Raw genomic sequence first — 17,854 nt, 5'->3', positions numbered from 1 at the left:
GCCCACATCCTCAAGGGCATCGACCTGGAGGTGAACAACGGCGAGGTGTTCTGCCTGATCGGCCCGTCCGGCTCCGGCAAGTCCACCTTCCTGCGATGCATCAACCACCTGGAGAAGATCAACTCCGGGCGGCTGTACGTCGACGGCGAGCTGGTGGGCTACCGCCAGAAGGGCGACAAGCTCTACGAACTGAAGGACAGCGAGGTCGCCGCCCAGCGCCGCGACATCGGCATGGTCTTCCAGCGCTTCAACCTGTTCCCGCACATGACCGCCCTGGCCAACGTCATGGAAGCGCCGATCCAGGTCAAGGGCGAATCCCGGGCCGTCGCCCGCGAACGGGCCGAGCGCCTGCTGGACCGGGTCGGCCTGGCCGACAAGGCCGGCAACTACCCCTCCCAGCTCTCCGGCGGCCAGCAGCAGCGCGTCGCCATCGCCCGCGCACTGGCGATGGAACCCAAGCTGATGCTCTTCGACGAGCCCACCTCCGCCCTCGACCCCGAACTCGTCGGTGACGTCCTGGACGTCATGCGCGGCCTCGCCGAGGACGGCATGACGATGATCGTCGTCACCCACGAGATGGGCTTCGCCCGCGAAGTCGGCGACAACCTCGTCTTCATGGACGGCGGCGTCGTCGTCGAATCCGGCCACCCCCGCGACGTCCTGGGCAACCCCCAACACGACCGCACCAAGGCATTCCTCTCCAAGGTGCTGTAGCGGCCGGAGCGGAAAGCAGGATGGCCCGCCGGGAATTCCGGCGGGCCATCGCGTGCTTCAGCCTGATTCAGTGGCCCGAAACATATCCGACAGGGCCGGCCACGCCGTACGCAGGCCTTCCCGTCCGCGTCGTTGTCGATCAGCTCGAAGCCGTTGCCGTCCGAGGAGAAGCAGGCGCCACCCGCCTTGGCGAACGGCATCGTGCAGTGCTATTTCACGGCCAGCACGAGGGTGTCCGAGGGCGAGGCCCAGACCTGCCGGGCCTCGGCGAAGCCGGAGTCACGGAGGATCTCGGCGTGACGGCGCGCGGACGGCATGTCGCCGTCGGCGTGCTCGCCGTAGATCTCGAAGCGGCGGGCGGTCGGCTCGGCGAGGACCGGATCCTTGGCGGCCACGGCCCACCACTCCGCCCAGTCGAGGGCGCCGGCGGCCTTGGCGCGGTCCATCGCGGCGTGGCGGTGAGCCCGCTCGGCGGCGTTGATCCGGGGTGTGGTCTCGTCGATCATGTGGTCGGCGTTCATGAAGACGCCGCCGTCGCGGACGAGGCCCGCGAGCTGCCCGTAGAGCGCGGTGAGCGGCTCGGTGTGGAGCCAGTGCAGCGCGGTGGCGGTGAGAACGGCGTCGTACGAGTCGTGCGGAAGCCCGGTGGCCCACTCCGGGTCCTTGAGGTCGGCGGTCACGAAGGTGACGCGCTCGTCGCCGGCGAAGTACCCCTCGGCGATGGCGAGCAGGGCGGGGTCGAGGTCGACACCGACGCTGGTCGCCTTCGGGAACCGCTTGAGCAGCCGATCCGTAATACTCCCTGTACCGCACGCCAGGTCCAGGACGCGGGGCTCCGGCCCCACCACGGCCTCGACCATGTCGAGCATCACGCGGAACCGCTCCTCGCGGTCCGGCATGTACCACTCCTGCTGACGGTCCCAGCTCTGCTGCCAGGCCGCCCAGTCGGTTCCGGTCGTAGCCGCGTCCGTCATCCCGCTACCTCACCCTCTTCGTAATACCCTCAGAGGGGGGACATCCATTACCCCCTCCGCACCCGACACTAGACCTCCGCCGTAAGGACTACAAGTGGAACTGGCCTATTACTCGGATTACGCCGTGCGTCTGGTCAACACCGAGGAGCCGGCCCGCAACAAGGACTCCCTCACCTCGGTCGAGGCGGTCCGGGAGCTCTTCGGCGCGGCTTCCCAGATGGCCAGGCGGGCGACGGACGCCGACGTCACGCGCTTCCGCTCGGTACGCGGCCGGCTGCGGGCGGTCTTCACCGCGGCGGACGAGGGGGACCACACCCAGGCGGTGGACCTGCTGAACTCACTGCTCCTGGAGTTCCCGGTCAGCCCGCAGATCTCCGGTCACGACTTCCTGGACGACGAGGGCCATCCGCGCTGGCACATGCATCTCGCCGACCACCCCTCGAACGCGACCGCGGGATACGCGGCGATCGCGGCGATGGGTCTCGCCTTCCACCTCACGGAGTTCGGCGCCGACCGGCTCGGCCTCTGCCAGGCCTCCCCCTGCCGCAACGCCTACCTCGACACCTCGACCAACCGCTCCCGCCGCTACTGCTCGGACCGCTGCGCGACCCGCGCCAACGTGGCCGCCTACCGGGCCCGCAAGCGCCTGGAGGCCGAACGGTCCGACCGGACCGGCCTGAGCGCGGAGAACAGCCACGAGAGCACCACACCGACCGACCGCTGACGCCCGGGCGTGACGGGCCGGTACCTGACCCGGACGCGCCCCAGCACCAGCTCGGCCGGTACGGCGCCGAAGACCCTGCTGTCGCCCTCGGCGTCCGGGTTGTCCCCGAGCACCCACCAGCCGGCGTCCCGTCGCTCGATCAGACGCTTGACGATGAGCAGGTCCTGCTGGAGCGGGTGACGCAGGACGGCCACGCTCCCCGCCTTCAACCGCCCCCCGTAGTGCACGAGGAGCCGGTCGCCGTGGAGCAGCGTGGGCACCATGGACACCCCCGTCACCTCGGCGATCCCGAACAGCGGCCCGGACCCCCGCCCCGGCTCCCCACCCGCCTCCGTCATCCGGCACCTCCCGATCCGATCGTCCACTCGTACACGAGTCCCATGCCGACCCTGGACTTTTGTCCTAAGCCCCAGGGGGCGCTCGCGAAAACAGCCTTCTCGGGGAGTAATCTCCCACCTGAGAAGACGATCACGAGGAAGGACAGCTCAATGCTCTCCCGCCTGTTTGCCCCCAAGGTGAAGGTCAGCGCCCACTGCGACCTCCCCTGCGGTGTCTACGACCCGGCCCAGGCCCGGATCGAGGCCGAGTCGGTCAAGGCCGTCCAGGAGAAGTACCAGGCCAACGAGGACGCGCACTTCCGCGCGCGTGCCACGGTCATCAAGGAGCAGCGCGCGGAGCTCGCGAAGCACCACATCTCGGTGCTGTGGAGCGACTACTTCAAGCCCCCGCACTTCGAGAAGTACCCGGAGCTGCACCAGCTCATCAACGACACCCTGAAGGCCCTCTCGGCCGCCAAGGCGTCGACGGACCCGAAGACGGGCGAGAAGGCGCTGGAGCTCATCGCCGAGGTCGACCGGATCTTCTGGGAGACGAAGAAGGCTTGATCTCTGGTTAGGCATTCTGACCTGCGGTTTCGCGGGTCATGTCGCCTACCTGTCCGCACCCGGTCCGCAGGCCGCCGAGCACGGCGTCCATGACGGCCCGGGTGCGGTCTTCTTCCCCGGGCCACAGGTGCGCGTAAATCCTCAGCGTGATGACGGCGGACGCGTGCCCGAGAACGAGCTGCACCTGCTTGACGCTCGCGCCGCCGCCGATGAGCGCGGAGGCGTAGAAATGCCGCAGGTCGTGAGTGACCATGTGCGGCAGCTCGACGGCCTTACGGCCTTCTCGCTCGGCGGCCCCGTTCTCGGCAGCCTGGAGCGCCTTGCGAGCCCCATTCCACTCGGTCTTCCAGCGCCGGTAGTTGAGCGGCTCGCCCTCCTCCATGGCGAACAGCCACTCCCTGGACGGACGCGCGGCGAGATGCGCGAGGAGTGCATCGGTGACGACCTCGCCGACCGGGACCGTACGCCGGGACTTGGCGGTCTTCGGCGGGCCGATCTTCCCGGACTGAAGCCGCTGCCGCTCGACGCGGATGGTGCCGGCCTTGAAGTCGACGTCCGACACCTTCAGGCCGAGCAGCTCACCGATGCGCAGACCTGATCCGGCGAGGGTGACGATCGCCGCGCGGATGTACGGCGGCATCACCCGCGCCATCGCCTCGACCTGCTCGACCGTGGGCGGGGTGACCTCCTCATCCGGCATAGCCGGGAGGGTGATCCGGCGGCACGGGCTGGAGGCGATGACCTTGTCGTCCACAGCCGCCGTCATGACGCGCACGAGGACGTCGTAGACGTTCCGCACGCTGCCGGGGCCGAGCTGGTCGGAGACGTGCTTGAAGAGCACCTGGATGTCGTTGCGGCGTATCGCCGCCATGGAACGGGCACCCAACGCCGGTACGAGATGGAGCCGGAGCGCGTTATCGGTGATGCGCTCGCCCGCCTCGCTGGCGATGAGCGAGCCCTCCCACTTCTCGGCGTACTTCTCGAACGTCACGCGGCCGGCGCGGGGGTCGACGTACTGACCGGTGACCATGCTGGCCGTGACCTCGTCGAGCCACCGCTGGGCATCAAGCTTCCGCTCGAAGTGGCGAGCGTGCTCCTTACCGTCGAGGTCGCGGTAGCGGGCCCGCCATTTGCCGTTGGGGCGCTTCTGGATGTTGGCCAAGTGGCCTCTCCTTCGTGTCGGTTGTCAGTAGTGACCACCGTCCGCGATGTCACTACTGAGCGTGCGAGCGTCCCGCTCGTCGCCCATGAGGCGGAGGCACTGCTCGTGGATGGCCCGCGAGCTGTCGGGATGGGCCTTGATGTGGTCGGCGATGGCGACCACGGCGCGATGGAGGCGATCGCGCGCGTCTCGGGCCTCGTAGAACGCCTCGACGGCCTCCTGGACGAGGCGCCGGCTGTCGATGTCGAGCCCCTCCAGGGGCGGGGACATCAGTTCTTCGAGAGGGAGCTCGAAGACGCGGGAGAAGGCGAGGGCCTCGTCCAGATTGATGCGCCGGCGGGGGGTGCCGTTCTCGATGCGCCAGACCGCTGTCTGGTTCATCTTGATGCCGGCTCTGGTCACCCGCTCGGCCAGCTCGGTCGTGCTCCACCCCCTGACCTCGCGCTCCAGGGCCACGCGCGCGGCCACATTCCCCTCGCTGTAGAGCAGCGGCACTTCGCCGCCTTCGGGTCTGTCGCCTGCCATCGAACCTCCATCACGACCATCGCTATCCAAATTGAAACATGAGCTTCCCGATTTGGCTAACCGGCGATCGCGAGGTACAACCTATGCAGATCGAATCATCACCTAGCCGAATGGGAATGCATGCGATACCTGACCACCGCCGAGGTCGCCGAGCGCTACCGCACAGCCGAGAGCACCGTCCGCTACTGGCGCCAGATCAAGAAGGGGCCGCGCGGCATCAAGGTCGGCAAGCGGGTGCTGTACCCCGAGGCCGAGCTGCTGCGCTACGAGCGCACGCTGATCGACGGCCGAGACGAGTGGGGCCTGGCCTCATGAGCCGCCGGAAGCCCCGGACACAGCAACGGCCCCCGGCGCGCCAACGCCGAGGGCCGGAGATTCCCCTGCACGTTGCCCATCCCTGAACGAACGAACCCGGTGAGGGGCGGGACCTTGCCCGTCCCGTCCCTCACCTGAGAGGAACGCCAATGGAGGACTCTACGTCCCCCGCCACCTCGAACACGTCCCCCAAGGTCGTCTGGCCCACCCCTGCGGTCCCCGGCCAGGGCATCCCGTGGCACCGTCCGGACCGAGCGGACAGCCGGTCTGCCTCTCCGGGGACCGGCGACCGACCGGTCCGTGCCGCTGGTCCGGTCGGTCCGGAACCGGACCGACCCGCGACCGAAACCCGGACCGAAGTTCCGGTCGACCCGGACCAGGAACCCGGACCGATGGAGAACGCGCAGCTCAGCGGCCTGACGGATCGGTCCCGGAACCCGGACCATGGCGCCGGTCCGGAAGCCGAGGAGCGGGCGGAGAGTACCGGTCAGTCGACCGACGAACCCGGACCGTCGGTCCCGGTGGACCACGGTGATCCGGGGACGGTCCCCGAACCCGGACCGGGAACTGGGGACCGCGAGAGTGCCGGCCTCACGGCGGACCGGGACCAGGACGGGACCGTCGTACTGGACGAGCTGCGCGCCGCGATCGGCCGGTACGTCGTGCTGCCGAGCGAGGAGGCCCTGACAGCGGTCACCTTGTGGGTGGCGGCCTCCCACATTCAGCCTGCCCTCCAGCACGCGCCGCGCCTGGCGGTGGTGGGGCCGACCAAGGGGTGCGGCAAGTCCCGCGTCTTGGACGTGCTCCACGAGACCGTGCACCAGCCGATGATGACGGTGAACACCTCGCCGGCGGTGGTGTTCCGCGTCATCGGCAAGAACCCGCCAACGCTGCTGGTGGACGAGGCTGACACCATCTTCGGCCCCAAGGCCGGCGACAAGGAGGACCTGCGCGGCCTGCTGAATGCAGGGCACCAGCGCAACCGGCCCGCCTGGCGAATCTCCGGCCCCGAGCACAAGCCCACGGCGTTTCCCACCTTCGCCATGGCTGCGCTCGCCGGGATCGGCGACCTGCCGGACACGATCATGGACCGGGCGGTCGTCCTCCGTATGCAGAAGCGCAAGCCCGGCGAGAAGATCGCTGCCTTCCGCTCCCGCTACTCCGTCCCGGAACTGAACGCGCTGCGCGACCGGCTGACCGCCTGGCTGACCCCGCTGCGGACCACCGCAGAGGGCTTGGTTCCGCCGATGCCGGTCGAAGACCGCGCAGCCGACACGTGGGAGCCGCTGGTGATCGTCGCCGACCTGGCCGGCGGCCACTGGCCCTCGCGGGCCCGTGCCGCCTGCCTGGCGATGACGCGCAACGAGGTGGTCCAGGACGAGCAGACGACTCTGAAGACGCGGCTGCTGCGAGACGTCCGCCGCGTGTTCGAGCGGGAAGGCCACAGGGAGGCTCTACGCAGCCAGGACCTGCTCGCCGCCCTCCTCCAGGACGCCGAGGCACCCTGGTCCGAGTACGGGACGAAGGGCCTGAACGCCTACCACCTGGCCAACCTGCTGCGCGACTTCGGCATCAGTCCGGCCAACCACCGATTCGAGAACGGCAGGCAGGCGAAGGCGTACGCCCGCAACCAGTTCGTCGACGCCTGGGCCCGCTACTGCCCGAACCCCGCCCAACCGGCACCCACAGCCGAGGGGACCGCACCCGTACGTCGAGCCCAGGGCAAGCCGCCCGCCCCTCCGTCCGGGACGCTGCCCATCGGTCCGCCTGGCGGGCCTGCCGGCCCCAGGCCCACGCGCTGACACCAGCTCCGTATCAATCCGTCGCATCCGTCCCCGCGCAGGTCAGCGCGGGGACGGAGTTCCTCGCCGATACGGATCACTCCGTACCTGCGACCGCCTCCGTACCTGTCCTGACCAGCTACGGGACGGATGCAACGGACGTGACGAAGCCCCACCCCACACGACTACCGGAGCATCACCATGCCCGAATCGACCACCGACAACGCCCCCACCCGCCGCCGTAAGACGTTCTTCGGCCTGACCCGCCGATCAGCAGCAAGCTGGAGCGAACGAGCCTCTAACGAGGCTTCGTCCGCGCTTGCCCCCGCCCCAGGGGTGGCGGAGGAGAAGGCCGAGCGCCAGGGGGCGCCCGAGCCGGAGGAGGGCATAGCCGAGACCAGCTGTCCGCCCGCACCCGACTCCGTCGACCCGAGCACTCAGCCGCCGACCGATGTCCAACCGCCCGTCGAGCAGCCGTCCTGGCGGGACCCCGATGCCCCCGTCCTGCCCGCGCTGATGAACCGCAAGCGCACGGTGGAGAAGCGCGACCAGGAGAAGACCATCCGCTTCACGCGGACTGCGGTCCGCGTGATCAGCGCCGCCGCCCACCAGCGCGGTCAGAAGTTCGCCGGATTCGTCGGGGACGCCGCCCTCGCCGTCGCCCTGGGCAAGGCAGGACTGGTCGGCAGCCCGGAGGACGATCCTCTCCGCCCGCTGATCGAGGCCGTCGAGGCACACACAGTCGCGCTGAACCGCATCGGAGGCAACCTCAACCAGATCACCGCAGCCATCCACCGAGGAACAGTGCCCGAGCGTGCCGAGGCAGTGCTGGACCGCGTCGAGCAAGTGGCTGAGAGCAGCTACCGACTGATCGACCAGCTCCTGACGGAAGGCGCTGCGCATGGTTCCTGACGTCTCCACTGGCTCCAACACCCGCGGACTGATCGTCTACCTCTTCGGCGCCGGCCGCCGCGACGAACACACCGACCCTCACATCGTCGCCGCCTGGGACATGGCCGGCGCCCCCGACCCCGGCCGCGACCCTGAGGCCAGCTACACCCTCCTCGCCAAGCGCCTCGACCACCACGTCGACCTGCGCACCCGCGAGATGGGCGGTAAGAAGCCGCCTCGGCACGTCTGGCACTGTCCGGTCCGTACCGCGCCCGGCGACCGCTACCTCACTGACGCCGAGTGGGCCGAGGTCGCCCGCCGCATCGTTCACGCTGCCGGCATCGCCCCCGAAGGTGACGAGAAGGCATGCCGGTGGATCGCGGTGCGTCACGCCGACGACCACATCCACATCATGGCCACCACCGTCCGCGCCGACGGACGCCGCCCGCGCACCCACCGCGACGGACAGCGGGCCCAAGCCGAGTGCCGCAAGATCGAAGCCGAGTTCGGCCTGCGCCGCCTGAAGTCCGGCGACCTCACCGCGCCCCGCACTCCCACCAGCGCCGAACGCGCCAAGGCCGAGCGCCAGGGCCAGACGGTCACGGCACGGCAGTGGCTGCGCGAGCAGGCGTACGCGGTCGCCGCCGCCGTACGAACCGAAGCCGACTACTTCACCGTGCTGCAGTCCCTCGGCATCAAGGTCAAAACACGCCTCGGCCCCGAGACCGGCGACGTGATCGGCTACAGCCTCGCCGCACCTGGCGACACCAACGCGGCCGACGAGCCCGTCTGGTACGGCGGCTCGAAACTCGCCCCCGACCTCTCCATCAACCGCCTACGCGAACGCCTTCTTGACCAGGAGGTAGCCGACCGCCCGGGGTATGCGGCGGACCCCGCCGACCCATGGCGTCACACCATCAACGCCATACAGGTGGCACGCACCGTCCTCGACTCCGGCGACGATGCCGCCGCCCAGGGCCACCTGGCCGCCTTCGGCGACGCCCTGTACAACATCGCAAGCGCCACGACCGGCCCACACCGGGCGGAACTACGAGCGGCGGCGGTGGCGTTCAACCGCGCCCGCCGCTCCGCCACCCGCGCCGACCACCAGGCCGCCACCGCCCTGCGCAAGGCCGCCAAGGAACTCGCCTACGCCTCCAGCGAGCCGGGCGGACTCGCCATCGCCCTGCTCTTCGCCACCGTGCACCTGGCCCGCGCCGCCGCCAAGTGGCACGAACAGCGCGGCCACGAACAACAGGCAGCCGCAGCCGAGGAAGCCCTCCGCCACCTCCAGACGGGCTACCAGCAGGCCGCCACACCCCTCCTGGCGGACCTGACCCGCCGCGCACCACGAGCCACAACCGCCAGCCGCTACGAGCAAGACGTATGCGCGACCCTCCCCAACCACGCCGACCGCATCCTCGCCGACCCCTCCTGGACCGCCCTGACCACAACCCTCGCCCACGCCGAAACTGCCGGCCACAACCCCCGCCGCCTCCTGGTCGAGGTAGGCACACAACGAGAACTCGACAGCGCCGAGCACCCCGCCGAGGTCCTCAACTGGCGCATCACCGCTCAGCCGAACCGGCGAACGCAAGCGGCTCGCATGAGGAGCACGCGCACGACCCCGCCTACACCGCGGACCACACCCACACCGATGAGCAAGCAGCCCACGGAGCACGGTCGTCGCCGATAGTGCGTCGGCTCTCAGCGGCGGCAGACAAGGAGGCCACCAAGGCAGGTGATCTCGTACGACCCGTGCCGGGCGATGTGGTCGGCCACCAACGTGCGGGCGCGGTCGATAGTCGCGTCGAAGGGCACGTCGTGCTGGTCCGCCCAGGCACGGTACGAAACCATGTGGGCAACCACAGGCTCGGGGTCGTGGACGGTGATGGTCCCCGGCAGTTCGGCGACCTCCACGCGGCTGAACTCCTCTCCGAGGAAGGCGGGCGCCTTCTCCAGGGAGAAGCGAGCACTGAGCGAGATGCGAGCCGGGCCCCGGTCGATGCCGAGGATGTCGCCGGCGGCCCGCTGCCAGAGGTCGTCGAGTTCGGCCTTGTCGCGGTCGCTGTTGGTGGAGGCGATCACCAGCCCGTCACCGGCCACGATCCTGGCCAGTTCCCTGACCGCCTGGGGGATGTCGGGCACGTGGTAGAGCATGTGAAGCGCAAGGGCGGCGTCGACGCCGCCCGCCGCGAGCGGAAGCCTCGTGGCATCCGCCACGGCGACGGGGCCGGGGACGTCAGCCAGGATGCCGGGGGCGATGTCAAGACCGAGCAAGAACAGGTCTCCACGGTCCTGACGGAGCCGCTGGATGAACTTGCCGTTGCCACATCCGATGTCGACGACGCGCCCGCGTACGTCGCCCAACTGCTCGGCGACGAGACCCGGCAGGTCGTAACGGGGCGTCTGCCACTGGTAGAGCGACTGCCGGGCGGCCAGGTCGCGGTCTCCGTTGTAGGCGCTGCCCGCCAGGCGGGCCCGGTCGGTGACAGCGGCGTCGTGGGCGGCGGACAAGTCGGTCACGTCGGCAACTCCGGAGGGTGGGCGGCAGGCAGGGACGCACGGACGACCGTGTGCTGGAGCCGGTCACGCAGGTGCACCGCCTGCGCGGTTCCACCGTACTGCGGCCCTCCCAGCTCCCGCCCGAGAACGGTGAGCCGGCGCACGATACTGGCCGACATGCGCTCCGGCGAGGACTGGAGAACGAAGCCGAGCATCTTCTCCGTGCCGTCCAGGTCGCCCAGGAGCAGGTGCCCGCTGGCGAGGTCGAGGTGCGCGGCGAACAGGTCACCGACCGACTGGTCGTCTCCGTCCGCGCTGAGATAGAAGCGGATCGCCGTCTCCGCGCTGACGATGGCCTGCTGGACGTGCTCCTGCCCACCCACGGCCAGGAGGGTCGTTCCGGCGTACGCAAACTGCTTGGCCGCGGGAAAGCCGAAGACTCCCAGTACCTCGTCCCGACCCGAGATCGCCTCACGAGATCGTTCGGCATCCGACAGGGCGGCGAGCGCTCCTGCCGAGTCGCCGACTATCGCCAACGCCCTTGCTTCCAGGCTCGCCAGCCGTGCGCCGATGCTGCCGCCCGCTCTTTGCCGCCGGCCGGCCTGCGCCAGCCGGGCCGCCTGCTCGTACCGCCCCGTCCAGTACGCGATCAACGACTCTACGGCCCGTACCCAGGCCAGCATCCCCTCGTGCCCGGCCGCCTCGGCACAGGCCCGTGCGGTACGGGCATGGGTGGCAGCCGAGTCGTAGTCGCCAAGGTCGAGGCAGACGTGCGCGGACAGGCCACAGAGGCGAGAAGCGGAGAGGTACAGGTCAGTGGTCTGCCGGGGGTGCTGGCGCCCGCGCAGCAGCTCGAAGACCCCGTCCCGTAACCGCCTGATCTCGACGTACTGCTCCATCAACGGGTGGCTGACGTACGTACGGGCGAGCCGGCCGACGTCTGCCTCCAGCTGCTCCACGACGAACTCGTCGGCGTTCCGCTGCGCAATGAACCGGGCGAACTCGGCCGACCTCACAGCGTCCTCAGAGAGCGGGTCTCCACGGACGAGAGTGCCTTCGGACGGCAGCACCGACGGCACAATCTCGACCTCGGCGGCATCGGACCCGTCCCGCTGCCCCTTGCTGACGGCAACGGCTTGGTCGAGTACGGCGACATCGACGCTGAAGACCTGCGCCAGATACTTCCGGGCGTAGGGAACGGGAACTCGCGCTTCGCGCTCGTACCGCCCGATCTCTTTGCCAGTCTTCGCAGAACGCCCCTCCAGGGCGTTGTACTCGTCGGCAACCCTCTGCTGGCTCCAGCCACGCGCGGTGCGCAGCCGGACGAGCAAGGCGCCGATCCCAGTGTCGCCCATGCCGTCCCCCAGGAACACGTGACCTCTGGCCCCCATAGTGGCCCCCGTCTTGGCCCCCACGCTGGCTCCCGACCCAAATGAGTTAAGTCGCTTTGCTGTTGACCATGGCAAGCAGACTCACCAACCAGGCCACCGACACCGCCTCGGACCTCCTTCCGGGCACGGGGCGACACCGCACCATGCTGTTCCCTCGCCGCCGGACCACGCCGCGTACCGCTCGCGGCTTCGTCGCCGCCACGCTGACCGAATGGGGTGAGACGAGCCGCCTCGACGACATGCGGCTGTGCACCTCGGAGCTCGTCACCAACGCCGTGCTGCATGGGGCGCCCGTGGGCCGCCTCGTCCTCGTACGCGTCGAGTCCCTCGACGCGGAGCTGCGGATCGAGGTCCACGACGGCGGCGAGAACAGGCCGACACAGCGGGTTCCCGAGGAGTCCGCCGTCGACGGCCGCGGTCTGCTGATCGTCGCCGTGACCGCCGACAGCTGGGGCGTGAAGGAGCGGACGGGCCCCGGAAAGTGCGTCTGGGCCGTATTCGACCGTGCCAACAGCTGGGCCGCGCCCCTGCCACCCCACACCACCGGCCCCCAGGGAGACGCCTCGTGACCACCCATCCCGTCTCGCCGAACACCGTTCTCGCCAACGCCCTCCACCACGCCGAGGACGTCCTGACCCCGCGCATCCTGGCTGCCCCGCCCGAGCGGATCGTGCTGGTCGTCGGCACCCAGATCAACGGCGCCCCGCACATCGGCACCTCGCTCGTGCAGTCCCTGGCCTTCGCCATGGCCGCCCGGCTGCGCGACCGCTTCGGCCTCCCCACCGAGGTCCTCTTCAGCGCCCTCGACAACGCCCCGTACGAGCTGACCACCGACCCGACCAGCGGACACCGCTACCAGCGCGCCTACGCCCAGGCCCTCGGCGAGCAGGCCCTGAACGACCTCGTCACCGCCCTCTACCAGCCCCTCTTCACCGCCCTGTCCCGACGCCTGGGCATCCCGCACCACATCGAGACGTACACCCAGCAGCAGGCCGGCGAGCACTACCGCCGCACCTGGCTCCGGCTCCTCCCCCGCATCGACGCAGCCCGCTGGTGGCTCGCTCCCTCCACCGGAACCCCGCACCTCCGCGTCCCCTGCCCGAACCCCGGCTGCGGCTGGGCGGAGAAGCACGCCGAACGCACACGGGCCCACCTCACCGGCCCCGAAACAGCGCAAGTCTCCGCCGTCTGCCTCCACCACGGCCCGTACGAGGCCACCATCACGCCCACCGCCGGCGGCTACCTCGACCTGGCCACGCTCTATCGCAACCTGGTCAAGGAACTCGCCCTGACCAGCCCCCCGGGCACCCTGCACGTCATGGTCAAGGGCGGCGACTGGGTCTTCGGCTCCCACCTCGTCGACGAGGCCCTCCAGGCCGTGGGCCTCACCCGCACCCAGCTCCCGGCCCGTCTGTTCTGCCCCCAGGTTGTCACCGACACCGGTGCCAAGCTGTCGAAATCCCTCATACGAGAAGGCCGTGCCCCCTTGCCCGAGGGAGCCGCCCCTTGGATGCTCGACACCCGGCAGTGGCCCGGCACCGTCACCGCGTACGCCGACCAGCTGCTCGCCATGACCGAGACCGTGCTCTCCGACCCCCGCCACTTCTTCCGCTCGTACTCGGCCGCCGAAATCGGCCGCATGATCACCGCACCGTCCCCCAGGAGCGTTCCCTCCCGATGACCGACCGCACCGCCCGCGTCCGCGAGCTCAACCTCTACCGCCAGTACTTCGAGCTCGTCGCCGCGGGCACCAAGACCATCGAGGTGCGGGTCAAGTACCCGCACCTTTCCGACCTCGCCGCCGGCAACACCATCCGCTTCCGCATCAAGGGCACGGACGAGACCTGCGACGTCGAAGTCCTCCGAGTCACCGAGTACCCCAACTTCGAGGCCCTCCTCGACGGCGAGGGCCCGTCCAACGTCAACCCGACCGCCACCCGGGACCAGCAACTCGCCAACATCCGCACCATCTACGGCCCCGAGAAGGAAGCCCTCGGAGCCCTCGCCATCGAGATGAAGCGCATGGCCTGACCGATTTCCGCCTGGGGCGTCAAGGCCCCCAACGGCTTCCTCACCGTCGTCTTCGCCGCCCACGAGTGGCCTGGCGAACCCGAGAACCGCGAACGCCGCAAGCACTCTCAGGTCCGCTGGGTCAGCGCCGACACCATCCCCTTTGAATTCGTCGACACCACTGCCAGTACCTCGCAGACGGACCGCAGGTCTCCCTGGACGGATGGGCCTCGCCTCCTGAGATGTCTTGACCCGGGACTGTGCCAAGGAGAGGCCGCAGCAAGCGTCAATCCCGAGCGAAGGAGCGTCCTCGCCAAGACTGGACACCGAGAGCCACGATCCCCCCGGCGCACATCAGACAGGCGGCGGACGCAGCAACCACGTCAGCGCCGCCTCGAAGAACGATGGTCCATATCCGAGGTTGAAGGCCGTCCCCGTACCCCAGGAGTGTCGTCAGGACCAGCCAGCCGACCGCAGCTGATCCACCTGCGGCCGATCCGAGAACAGCCCGCACCACGAGGGCGAGTCCCGTGAGGAAGAGCAGGTTGCGCCCTGCTGCCCAAGCCATGGGAAACCCTGCTGTAGTCGCGATGAGCGCGCAGCCGGCGAGACCAGTCAGACAGACCACGACTACGGCGGCTTGGTCCATCAGGGGCACTGGCCGCGCTGCCACCGCTTCCGTCGCCGGGAGTCTGCGATCGAGGCAGTAGAGGATCCCCAGGCATACGGGAATCGGGGAGAACAGCAGGACCTTCACGGGCGCGGAGCCGAGCGTGTTGAGCGATGGGAGCGCTACTTGGCCTTCGCCGCAGAGGGGCAGCAGGATGATGAAGACAGCGAGTGCCAAGCCGCTGAGCCACCACCGTCGAACTCGCCACAAAGGCATCAACTGGCGCTCCCGGGCAGGGCGGGAGGCGTCTGGCACTCCTTGAGCGAGGTCCAAGTGCTGTTGAACCAGTCGAGCTGCTGCGCGGCGGGCCGCAGGCGAACCCGGGCTGCTGCGACGGCGGCTTCCGGCGCAGTTGTGTTCGAGACCGTCTCCGCGCCGATTCCCGCGGTCAGGAGGAGCCACGCATGCACGACGTCAGGCGTACCTTGGTAGCTTTCGGAGCAGAACGGCACATCTCCGGCGGGTGCTGCGCTCAAGGCGACGGCGATTTCCATCGCCTCCGGCCCAGTGCCGTGACTCGGGTGGAATCGCCAGGTCTCGCCGCTGACCGGTGTTTCCCGTGAGGTCATGAGGAGGCGAGAAGGAGCATGTATGCCGACGCTTTCCAGCCGGGGAAGAACCTTTCCTGCGGCCGTGTGCGCCGGTTCGGCCAGGGTGGAGTACTCCTTGGGCAGGCAGACCGTAGGGGATTCGAGCGAGCACACGGTGGTGCCGGTTCGAGCGACCATAGGGGCACCGGGTCCCCAGTCACGCACGATCGTGTAGGCGACGAGGGTTCCGGCGACGGCCAGCCCAGCAGAAGCAGTGACGAGAATCTTGCCAGGCTGCTGGCGGCTGCCGACGAGAATCACTGCCAGGGCCAGCGCGCCAGTCAACGCGATGGGGGCCACGAACGCCTCTGTCGAGACGATGTCGGTGAGGTTGGACGCGCTCACCTGCATCCCTGTGAGATGCCTGGGCCAGGTTGTGTTCGCTGACGCCGTGAAGGTCATCCACGCGAAGCAGCCGATCAGCACTGCGGGTGCGGCTACGGCCCGAGGCACCAGTGCGCCCAGGCCGAAGCCGAGGACAATCCATGCCATGACGACGACAGCTGCGGAAGCAGCGGCGAGCCACCCCTGACCGTCAGGAACGGCCCAGAGGGCCAACGCGGCCGCCATGAGTCCTGCCAGTTGGGCCACGATGGCCAGGACTCCAACAGGTAGCAGAGCGTTTCCGGCGATCTGTAGGCGATGCCGGGCTGGTGTGCCGTCCCATACCCGTGCCCGCCTCAGCCTGCCGGCCTCCCATGCGGCGCAGCTTGCGCAGACCGAGGCGATGGCCCAGACAGGGAAGGCGCTCGCCTCGCCGACGGCTGTGCCGAAGCGAGGTTCGGAGAAGCGTACCCACTCGCCCACGAGATACCAACACAACACCAGGAGGGGGACTGCGGGCCAGCGCACAGCTGATGTGCGGAAAGATGTAAGGATCTTCATCGCGCATCGGCCTCGGTGACAGCCGCGTACGCGCCCTCGAAGAGCCGGCCAGGAGAGGTGTCGGAGGGGGCCAGGCGGCTGAACTCGTCTACCGGCCCCTGGAACTCAACCTGCCCGCCGAGGAGGACGACGACACTGTCGTACGAACTGTCCAGGTCGACCACGTCGTGCGTGGAGACTACGACCTGAACCCTCCCCCTCAGCCCCGCCAGCACATCGTGGAACACCCGGCGCTGGCGTGGGTCCATCCCAGCGGTCGGCTCATCCAGTAGAAGCACCTCGGCACCGTGCACGAGGGACTGCGCCACCCCCACCCTGCGCAACTGGCCACCCGACAAGTGCTTCACGGGCCGGTCGATCGAGTCACCGAGTTCAACCGACCTCAACGCCTCCAGGGAGCGAGCCCATGCATCGGAACGGGCCATCCCTTTGAGCCAGCCTGCATAGGCGACCTGCTCGCGTGCGGTGAGCCCAGACAGGCAGTCGATTCGCTGCGGCATCCAGCCGATCCGCCGCCGGTACTCCGCAGCGGTCCGTCGCAACGCAGTATCCAGTCCGTCGTACAAGACTCGGCCTCGACGAGGTCGCATCGCGGAGGCGCCCAGCCCGAGCAGGGTGCTCTTGCCCGCGCCATTCGGGCCGAGAAGTACCGTGTGTCCCTCCGGGAATGTCAACTCGAGTGATTCGAGGATGTTGCGACGCTTCCCGTAGGAGAACGTGCATTCAGCGTACTGAATCGGCATATTGGATCGTTCTTTCGGAAACAGAACACCGGAGTTGATGGATGCTCGTCCCATCAACTCCGGAGTCTGGCCTACGGCTGGCAGGCGTCAGTACTTGACGCTCACATTGTTGACCGACAGGTTGACGTACTGAGTCGCACCGTTGATCTTCATGATCGAGAACCGGTAGTCGGCAGCCTGCTTGTCACCCCAGTTGCCCGAGGAAGTCCCTCCGGACATGCATGCGGTGAAGGTCTTCTGGCCCTCGTTGACGTCAGCGATGACCGGCCGGTATCGGCTGAGCTGCACGGTCACGCTGCTGTCCGTCGAAGAGCTGGTGCTGCACCCCGTGAAGGATATGGTGGTGCCCACGTTGTCTCTGTCGCCGTCGCTCCACCAGCGGGAGTCGAAGCCCACGAGCACCCCGCCCATGGAGCTGGACCACGAGCCCTCTGCGAAAGCAGGGCCGGCGAGGGTCAGTGTCATCGCCGTTGCGAGTCCCAGGGCCCCACCGGCTCGCCTTCGGTTCGTACGCGCAGTGGAAAGGTTCATTTCGCCTCGATTTTGAGTTTGTCTGCTGGCAGCTGGGGGCTCAGTACGAGACGCCGACGGTGTCAACGTCCAGGCGGTAGCCGGACGTGCTCCCATTGATCTTCATGATGGCGAAGCGGTAGTCGGCAGCCTGCTTGTCACCCCAGTTGCCCGAGGAAGTCGCCCCGGACGCACACGCGCTGAAGGTCTTCTGGCCCTCGTTGACGTCAGCGATGACCGGCCGGTATCGGCTGAGCTGCACGGTCACGTCCCTGAAACCGGGTCCGGTGAAGAGGGAGCACGACGTGAACTTGATGACCGTCCCGGCTCCGTCGGTGTTCTTGTCCGTCCACCAGCGGGAGTTGAACCCGGTGGCAACGCCGGTGAGGCTGCTCGAGAACGACCCCTCGGCGGCAGCGGTCGGCGCGAGTGCAAGGGATACAGCAGCTATCGCCCCCAGAGCGGTGGCGGACTGGCTGACTTTACGCCTCATGTTCATGCAGAAACCATCCTCTCGAAGTTTCAATCCGTGCACTTCGAAGAGGGCATGCGTGTAAAAACCCCATAGATCGCACCATGT

Annotated in this window: 20 protein-coding genes and 1 pseudogene; 11 read left to right on the top strand and 10 right to left on the bottom strand. The window is 68.7% G+C overall.

The genetic code is table 11. The features are described 5' to 3' along the window. Positions 1-6: 6 nt before the first annotated feature. Positions 7-714: an amino acid ABC transporter ATP-binding protein gene (locus tag ACFVZW_RS18385; RefSeq protein ID WP_384522423.1), complete on the top strand. Its 708-nt coding sequence runs from the start codon at positions 7-9 to the stop codon at positions 712-714. Positions 715-923: 209 nt separating this feature from the next. On the opposite strand, the gene ACFVZW_RS18380 is transcribed toward ACFVZW_RS18385, so the two are convergent. Next, entirely contained in the window at positions 924-1,688 is a 765-nt protein-coding gene (locus tag ACFVZW_RS18380; RefSeq protein ID WP_384522417.1) for a class I SAM-dependent methyltransferase, read from the bottom strand. A gap of 94 nt (positions 1,689-1,782) precedes the next feature. Between ACFVZW_RS18380 and ACFVZW_RS18375 the strand changes: the two genes are divergently transcribed. Beyond that, positions 1,783-2,412 carry a CGNR zinc finger domain-containing protein gene (locus ACFVZW_RS18375; protein ID WP_384522415.1) on the top strand — a complete coding sequence of 210 codons (630 nt, stop codon included), beginning with the start codon at positions 1,783-1,785 and terminating at the stop codon, positions 2,410-2,412. Here ACFVZW_RS18375 and sodX read toward each other — a convergent pair. Continuing rightward, positions 2,316-2,750 (bottom strand): nickel-type superoxide dismutase maturation protease, encoded by a 435-nt coding sequence (sodX, locus tag ACFVZW_RS18370; protein WP_384522413.1) that lies wholly within the window; start codon positions 2,748-2,750, stop codon positions 2,316-2,318. The genes ACFVZW_RS18375 and sodX overlap by 97 nt on opposite strands. Positions 2,751-2,900: 150 nt before the next feature. On the opposite strand from sodX, the gene sodN reads away from it, so the two are divergent. Further along, positions 2,901-3,296, top strand: a complete 396-nt coding sequence (gene sodN, locus ACFVZW_RS18365) for a superoxide dismutase, Ni (RefSeq protein ID WP_137993403.1) — start codon at positions 2,901-2,903, stop codon at positions 3,294-3,296. 7 nt (positions 3,297-3,303) lie between these two features. Here the strand turns inward: sodN and ACFVZW_RS18360 are convergent, their stop codons facing one another. Both ACFVZW_RS18360 and ACFVZW_RS18355 read right to left on the bottom strand, forming a co-directional pair. Further along, complete coding sequence (locus ACFVZW_RS18360; RefSeq protein ID WP_384522411.1) at positions 3,304-4,458, bottom strand: tyrosine-type recombinase/integrase; 1,155 nt, start codon at positions 4,456-4,458, stop codon at positions 3,304-3,306. Positions 4,459-4,482: 24 nt separating this feature from the next. Next, positions 4,483-4,983 carry a helix-turn-helix transcriptional regulator gene (locus ACFVZW_RS18355; RefSeq protein WP_384522409.1) on the bottom strand — a complete coding sequence of 167 codons (501 nt, stop codon included), beginning with the start codon at positions 4,981-4,983 and terminating at the stop codon, positions 4,483-4,485. Between the two features lie 120 nt (positions 4,984-5,103). On the opposite strand from ACFVZW_RS18355, the gene ACFVZW_RS18350 reads away from it, so the two are divergent. The 4 genes from ACFVZW_RS18350 to ACFVZW_RS18335 all read left to right on the top strand — a co-directional run bounded on the left by ACFVZW_RS18350 (position 5,104) and on the right by ACFVZW_RS18335 (position 9,666). Beyond that, on the top strand, positions 5,104-5,298 hold the full coding sequence (locus ACFVZW_RS18350) for an AlpA family transcriptional regulator (protein ID WP_030207232.1): 195 nt from the start codon (positions 5,104-5,106) through the stop codon (positions 5,296-5,298). 392 nt (positions 5,299-5,690) lie between these two features. Beyond that, on the top strand, positions 5,691-7,100 hold the full coding sequence (locus ACFVZW_RS18345) for a DUF3631 domain-containing protein (RefSeq protein ID WP_384522406.1): 1,410 nt from the start codon (positions 5,691-5,693) through the stop codon (positions 7,098-7,100). Positions 7,101-7,415: 315 nt separating this feature from the next. Next, positions 7,416-7,991: a hypothetical protein gene (locus ACFVZW_RS18340; RefSeq protein ID WP_384522421.1), complete on the top strand. Its 576-nt coding sequence runs from the start codon at positions 7,416-7,418 to the stop codon at positions 7,989-7,991. Beyond that, entirely contained in the window at positions 7,981-9,666 is a 1,686-nt protein-coding gene (locus tag ACFVZW_RS18335) for a relaxase/mobilization nuclease domain-containing protein (RefSeq protein ID WP_384522404.1), read from the top strand. Before ACFVZW_RS18340 ends, ACFVZW_RS18335 begins: the two co-directional genes overlap by 11 nt. A gap of 11 nt (positions 9,667-9,677) precedes the next feature. On the opposite strand, the gene ACFVZW_RS18330 is transcribed toward ACFVZW_RS18335, so the two are convergent. Together ACFVZW_RS18330 and ACFVZW_RS18325 are read right to left on the bottom strand one after the other, a co-directional pair. Then, positions 9,678-10,496 carry a class I SAM-dependent methyltransferase gene (locus ACFVZW_RS18330; protein WP_384522402.1) on the bottom strand — a complete coding sequence of 273 codons (819 nt, stop codon included), beginning with the start codon at positions 10,494-10,496 and terminating at the stop codon, positions 9,678-9,680. Beyond that, complete coding sequence (locus ACFVZW_RS18325; protein ID WP_384522400.1) at positions 10,493-11,830, bottom strand: XRE family transcriptional regulator; 1,338 nt, start codon at positions 11,828-11,830, stop codon at positions 10,493-10,495. Before ACFVZW_RS18325 ends, ACFVZW_RS18330 begins: the two co-directional genes overlap by 4 nt. A 104-nt stretch (positions 11,831-11,934) precedes the next feature. Between ACFVZW_RS18325 and ACFVZW_RS18320 the strand changes: the two genes are divergently transcribed. From ACFVZW_RS18320 to ACFVZW_RS18305, 4 genes and pseudogenes are all read left to right on the top strand, one after another. Next, the gene (locus ACFVZW_RS18320; RefSeq protein WP_384522398.1) at positions 11,935-12,435 is read left to right on the top strand and encodes an ATP-binding protein; all 501 of its coding nucleotides are present in this window, start codon (positions 11,935-11,937) and stop codon (positions 12,433-12,435) included. Beyond that, entirely contained in the window at positions 12,432-13,547 is a 1,116-nt protein-coding gene (locus ACFVZW_RS18315) for a hypothetical protein (protein WP_384522396.1), read from the top strand. Before ACFVZW_RS18320 ends, ACFVZW_RS18315 begins: the two co-directional genes overlap by 4 nt. Further along, complete coding sequence (locus ACFVZW_RS18310; protein ID WP_384522394.1) at positions 13,544-13,897, top strand: ASCH domain-containing protein; 354 nt, start codon at positions 13,544-13,546, stop codon at positions 13,895-13,897. The genes ACFVZW_RS18315 and ACFVZW_RS18310 overlap by 4 nt, the downstream gene beginning before the upstream one ends. A 9-nt stretch (positions 13,898-13,906) precedes the next feature. Continuing rightward, positions 13,907-14,127, top strand: a pseudogene (locus tag ACFVZW_RS18305) (DNA mismatch repair protein MutT); the annotation flags it as partial. 634 nt (positions 14,128-14,761) lie between these two features. Here the strand turns inward: ACFVZW_RS18305 and ACFVZW_RS18300 are convergent. The 4 genes from ACFVZW_RS18300 to ACFVZW_RS18285 all read right to left on the bottom strand — a co-directional run bounded on the left by ACFVZW_RS18300 (position 14,762) and on the right by ACFVZW_RS18285 (position 17,773). After that, on the bottom strand, positions 14,762-15,727 hold the full coding sequence (locus ACFVZW_RS18300) for a hypothetical protein (RefSeq protein ID WP_384522392.1): 966 nt from the start codon (positions 15,725-15,727) through the stop codon (positions 14,762-14,764). A gap of 290 nt (positions 15,728-16,017) precedes the next feature. Next, positions 16,018-16,764 (bottom strand): ATP-binding cassette domain-containing protein, encoded by a 747-nt coding sequence (locus ACFVZW_RS18295; RefSeq protein ID WP_384522390.1) that lies wholly within the window; start codon positions 16,762-16,764, stop codon positions 16,018-16,020. 87 nt (positions 16,765-16,851) lie between these two features. Then, the gene (locus ACFVZW_RS18290) at positions 16,852-17,229 is read right to left on the bottom strand and encodes a hypothetical protein (RefSeq protein ID WP_384522388.1); all 378 of its coding nucleotides are present in this window, start codon (positions 17,227-17,229) and stop codon (positions 16,852-16,854) included. Between the two features lie 106 nt (positions 17,230-17,335). Beyond that, entirely contained in the window at positions 17,336-17,773 is a 438-nt protein-coding gene (locus ACFVZW_RS18285) for a hypothetical protein (protein ID WP_384522386.1), read from the bottom strand. Positions 17,774-17,854 lie beyond the last annotated feature (81 nt).

The organism is Streptomyces sp. NPDC059567 (assembly GCF_042735655.1).
Taxonomy (GTDB): domain Bacteria; phylum Actinomycetota; class Actinomycetes; order Streptomycetales; family Streptomycetaceae; genus Streptomyces.
This window is presented reverse-complemented; position numbering and strand designations above follow the sequence as displayed.

What these genes read in the sequence shown, in the direction of transcription:
- sodX (WP_384522413.1), bottom strand. Translation starts at nt 2,750, where the DNA reads ATGACGGAGGCGGGTGGGGAGCCGGGGCGGGGGTCCGGGCCGCTGTTC.
- ACFVZW_RS18295 (WP_384522390.1), bottom strand. Translation starts at nt 16,764, where the DNA reads ATGCCGATTCAGTACGCTGAATGCACGTTCTCCTACGGGAAGCGTCGC.
- ACFVZW_RS18325 (WP_384522400.1), bottom strand. Translation starts at nt 11,830, where the DNA reads ATGGGCGACACTGGGATCGGCGCCTTGCTCGTCCGGCTGCGCACCGCG.
- ACFVZW_RS18350 (WP_030207232.1), top strand. Translation starts at nt 5,104, where the DNA reads ATGCGATACCTGACCACCGCCGAGGTCGCCGAGCGCTACCGCACAGCC.
- ACFVZW_RS18380 (WP_384522417.1), bottom strand. Translation starts at nt 1,688, where the DNA reads ATGACGGACGCGGCTACGACCGGAACCGACTGGGCGGCCTGGCAGCAG.
- ACFVZW_RS18335 (WP_384522404.1), top strand. Translation starts at nt 7,981, where the DNA reads ATGGTTCCTGACGTCTCCACTGGCTCCAACACCCGCGGACTGATCGTC.
- ACFVZW_RS18285 (WP_384522386.1), bottom strand. Translation starts at nt 17,773, where the DNA reads ATGAACATGAGGCGTAAAGTCAGCCAGTCCGCCACCGCTCTGGGGGCG.
- ACFVZW_RS18290 (WP_384522388.1), bottom strand. Translation starts at nt 17,229, where the DNA reads ATGACACTGACCCTCGCCGGCCCTGCTTTCGCAGAGGGCTCGTGGTCC.
- ACFVZW_RS18345 (WP_384522406.1), top strand. Translation starts at nt 5,691, where the DNA reads ATGGAGAACGCGCAGCTCAGCGGCCTGACGGATCGGTCCCGGAACCCG.
- ACFVZW_RS18355 (WP_384522409.1), bottom strand. Translation starts at nt 4,983, where the DNA reads ATGGCAGGCGACAGACCCGAAGGCGGCGAAGTGCCGCTGCTCTACAGC.
- sodN (WP_137993403.1), top strand. Translation starts at nt 2,901, where the DNA reads ATGCTCTCCCGCCTGTTTGCCCCCAAGGTGAAGGTCAGCGCCCACTGC.
- ACFVZW_RS18320 (WP_384522398.1), top strand. Translation starts at nt 11,935, where the DNA reads ATGGCAAGCAGACTCACCAACCAGGCCACCGACACCGCCTCGGACCTC.
- ACFVZW_RS18310 (WP_384522394.1), top strand. Translation starts at nt 13,544, where the DNA reads ATGACCGACCGCACCGCCCGCGTCCGCGAGCTCAACCTCTACCGCCAG.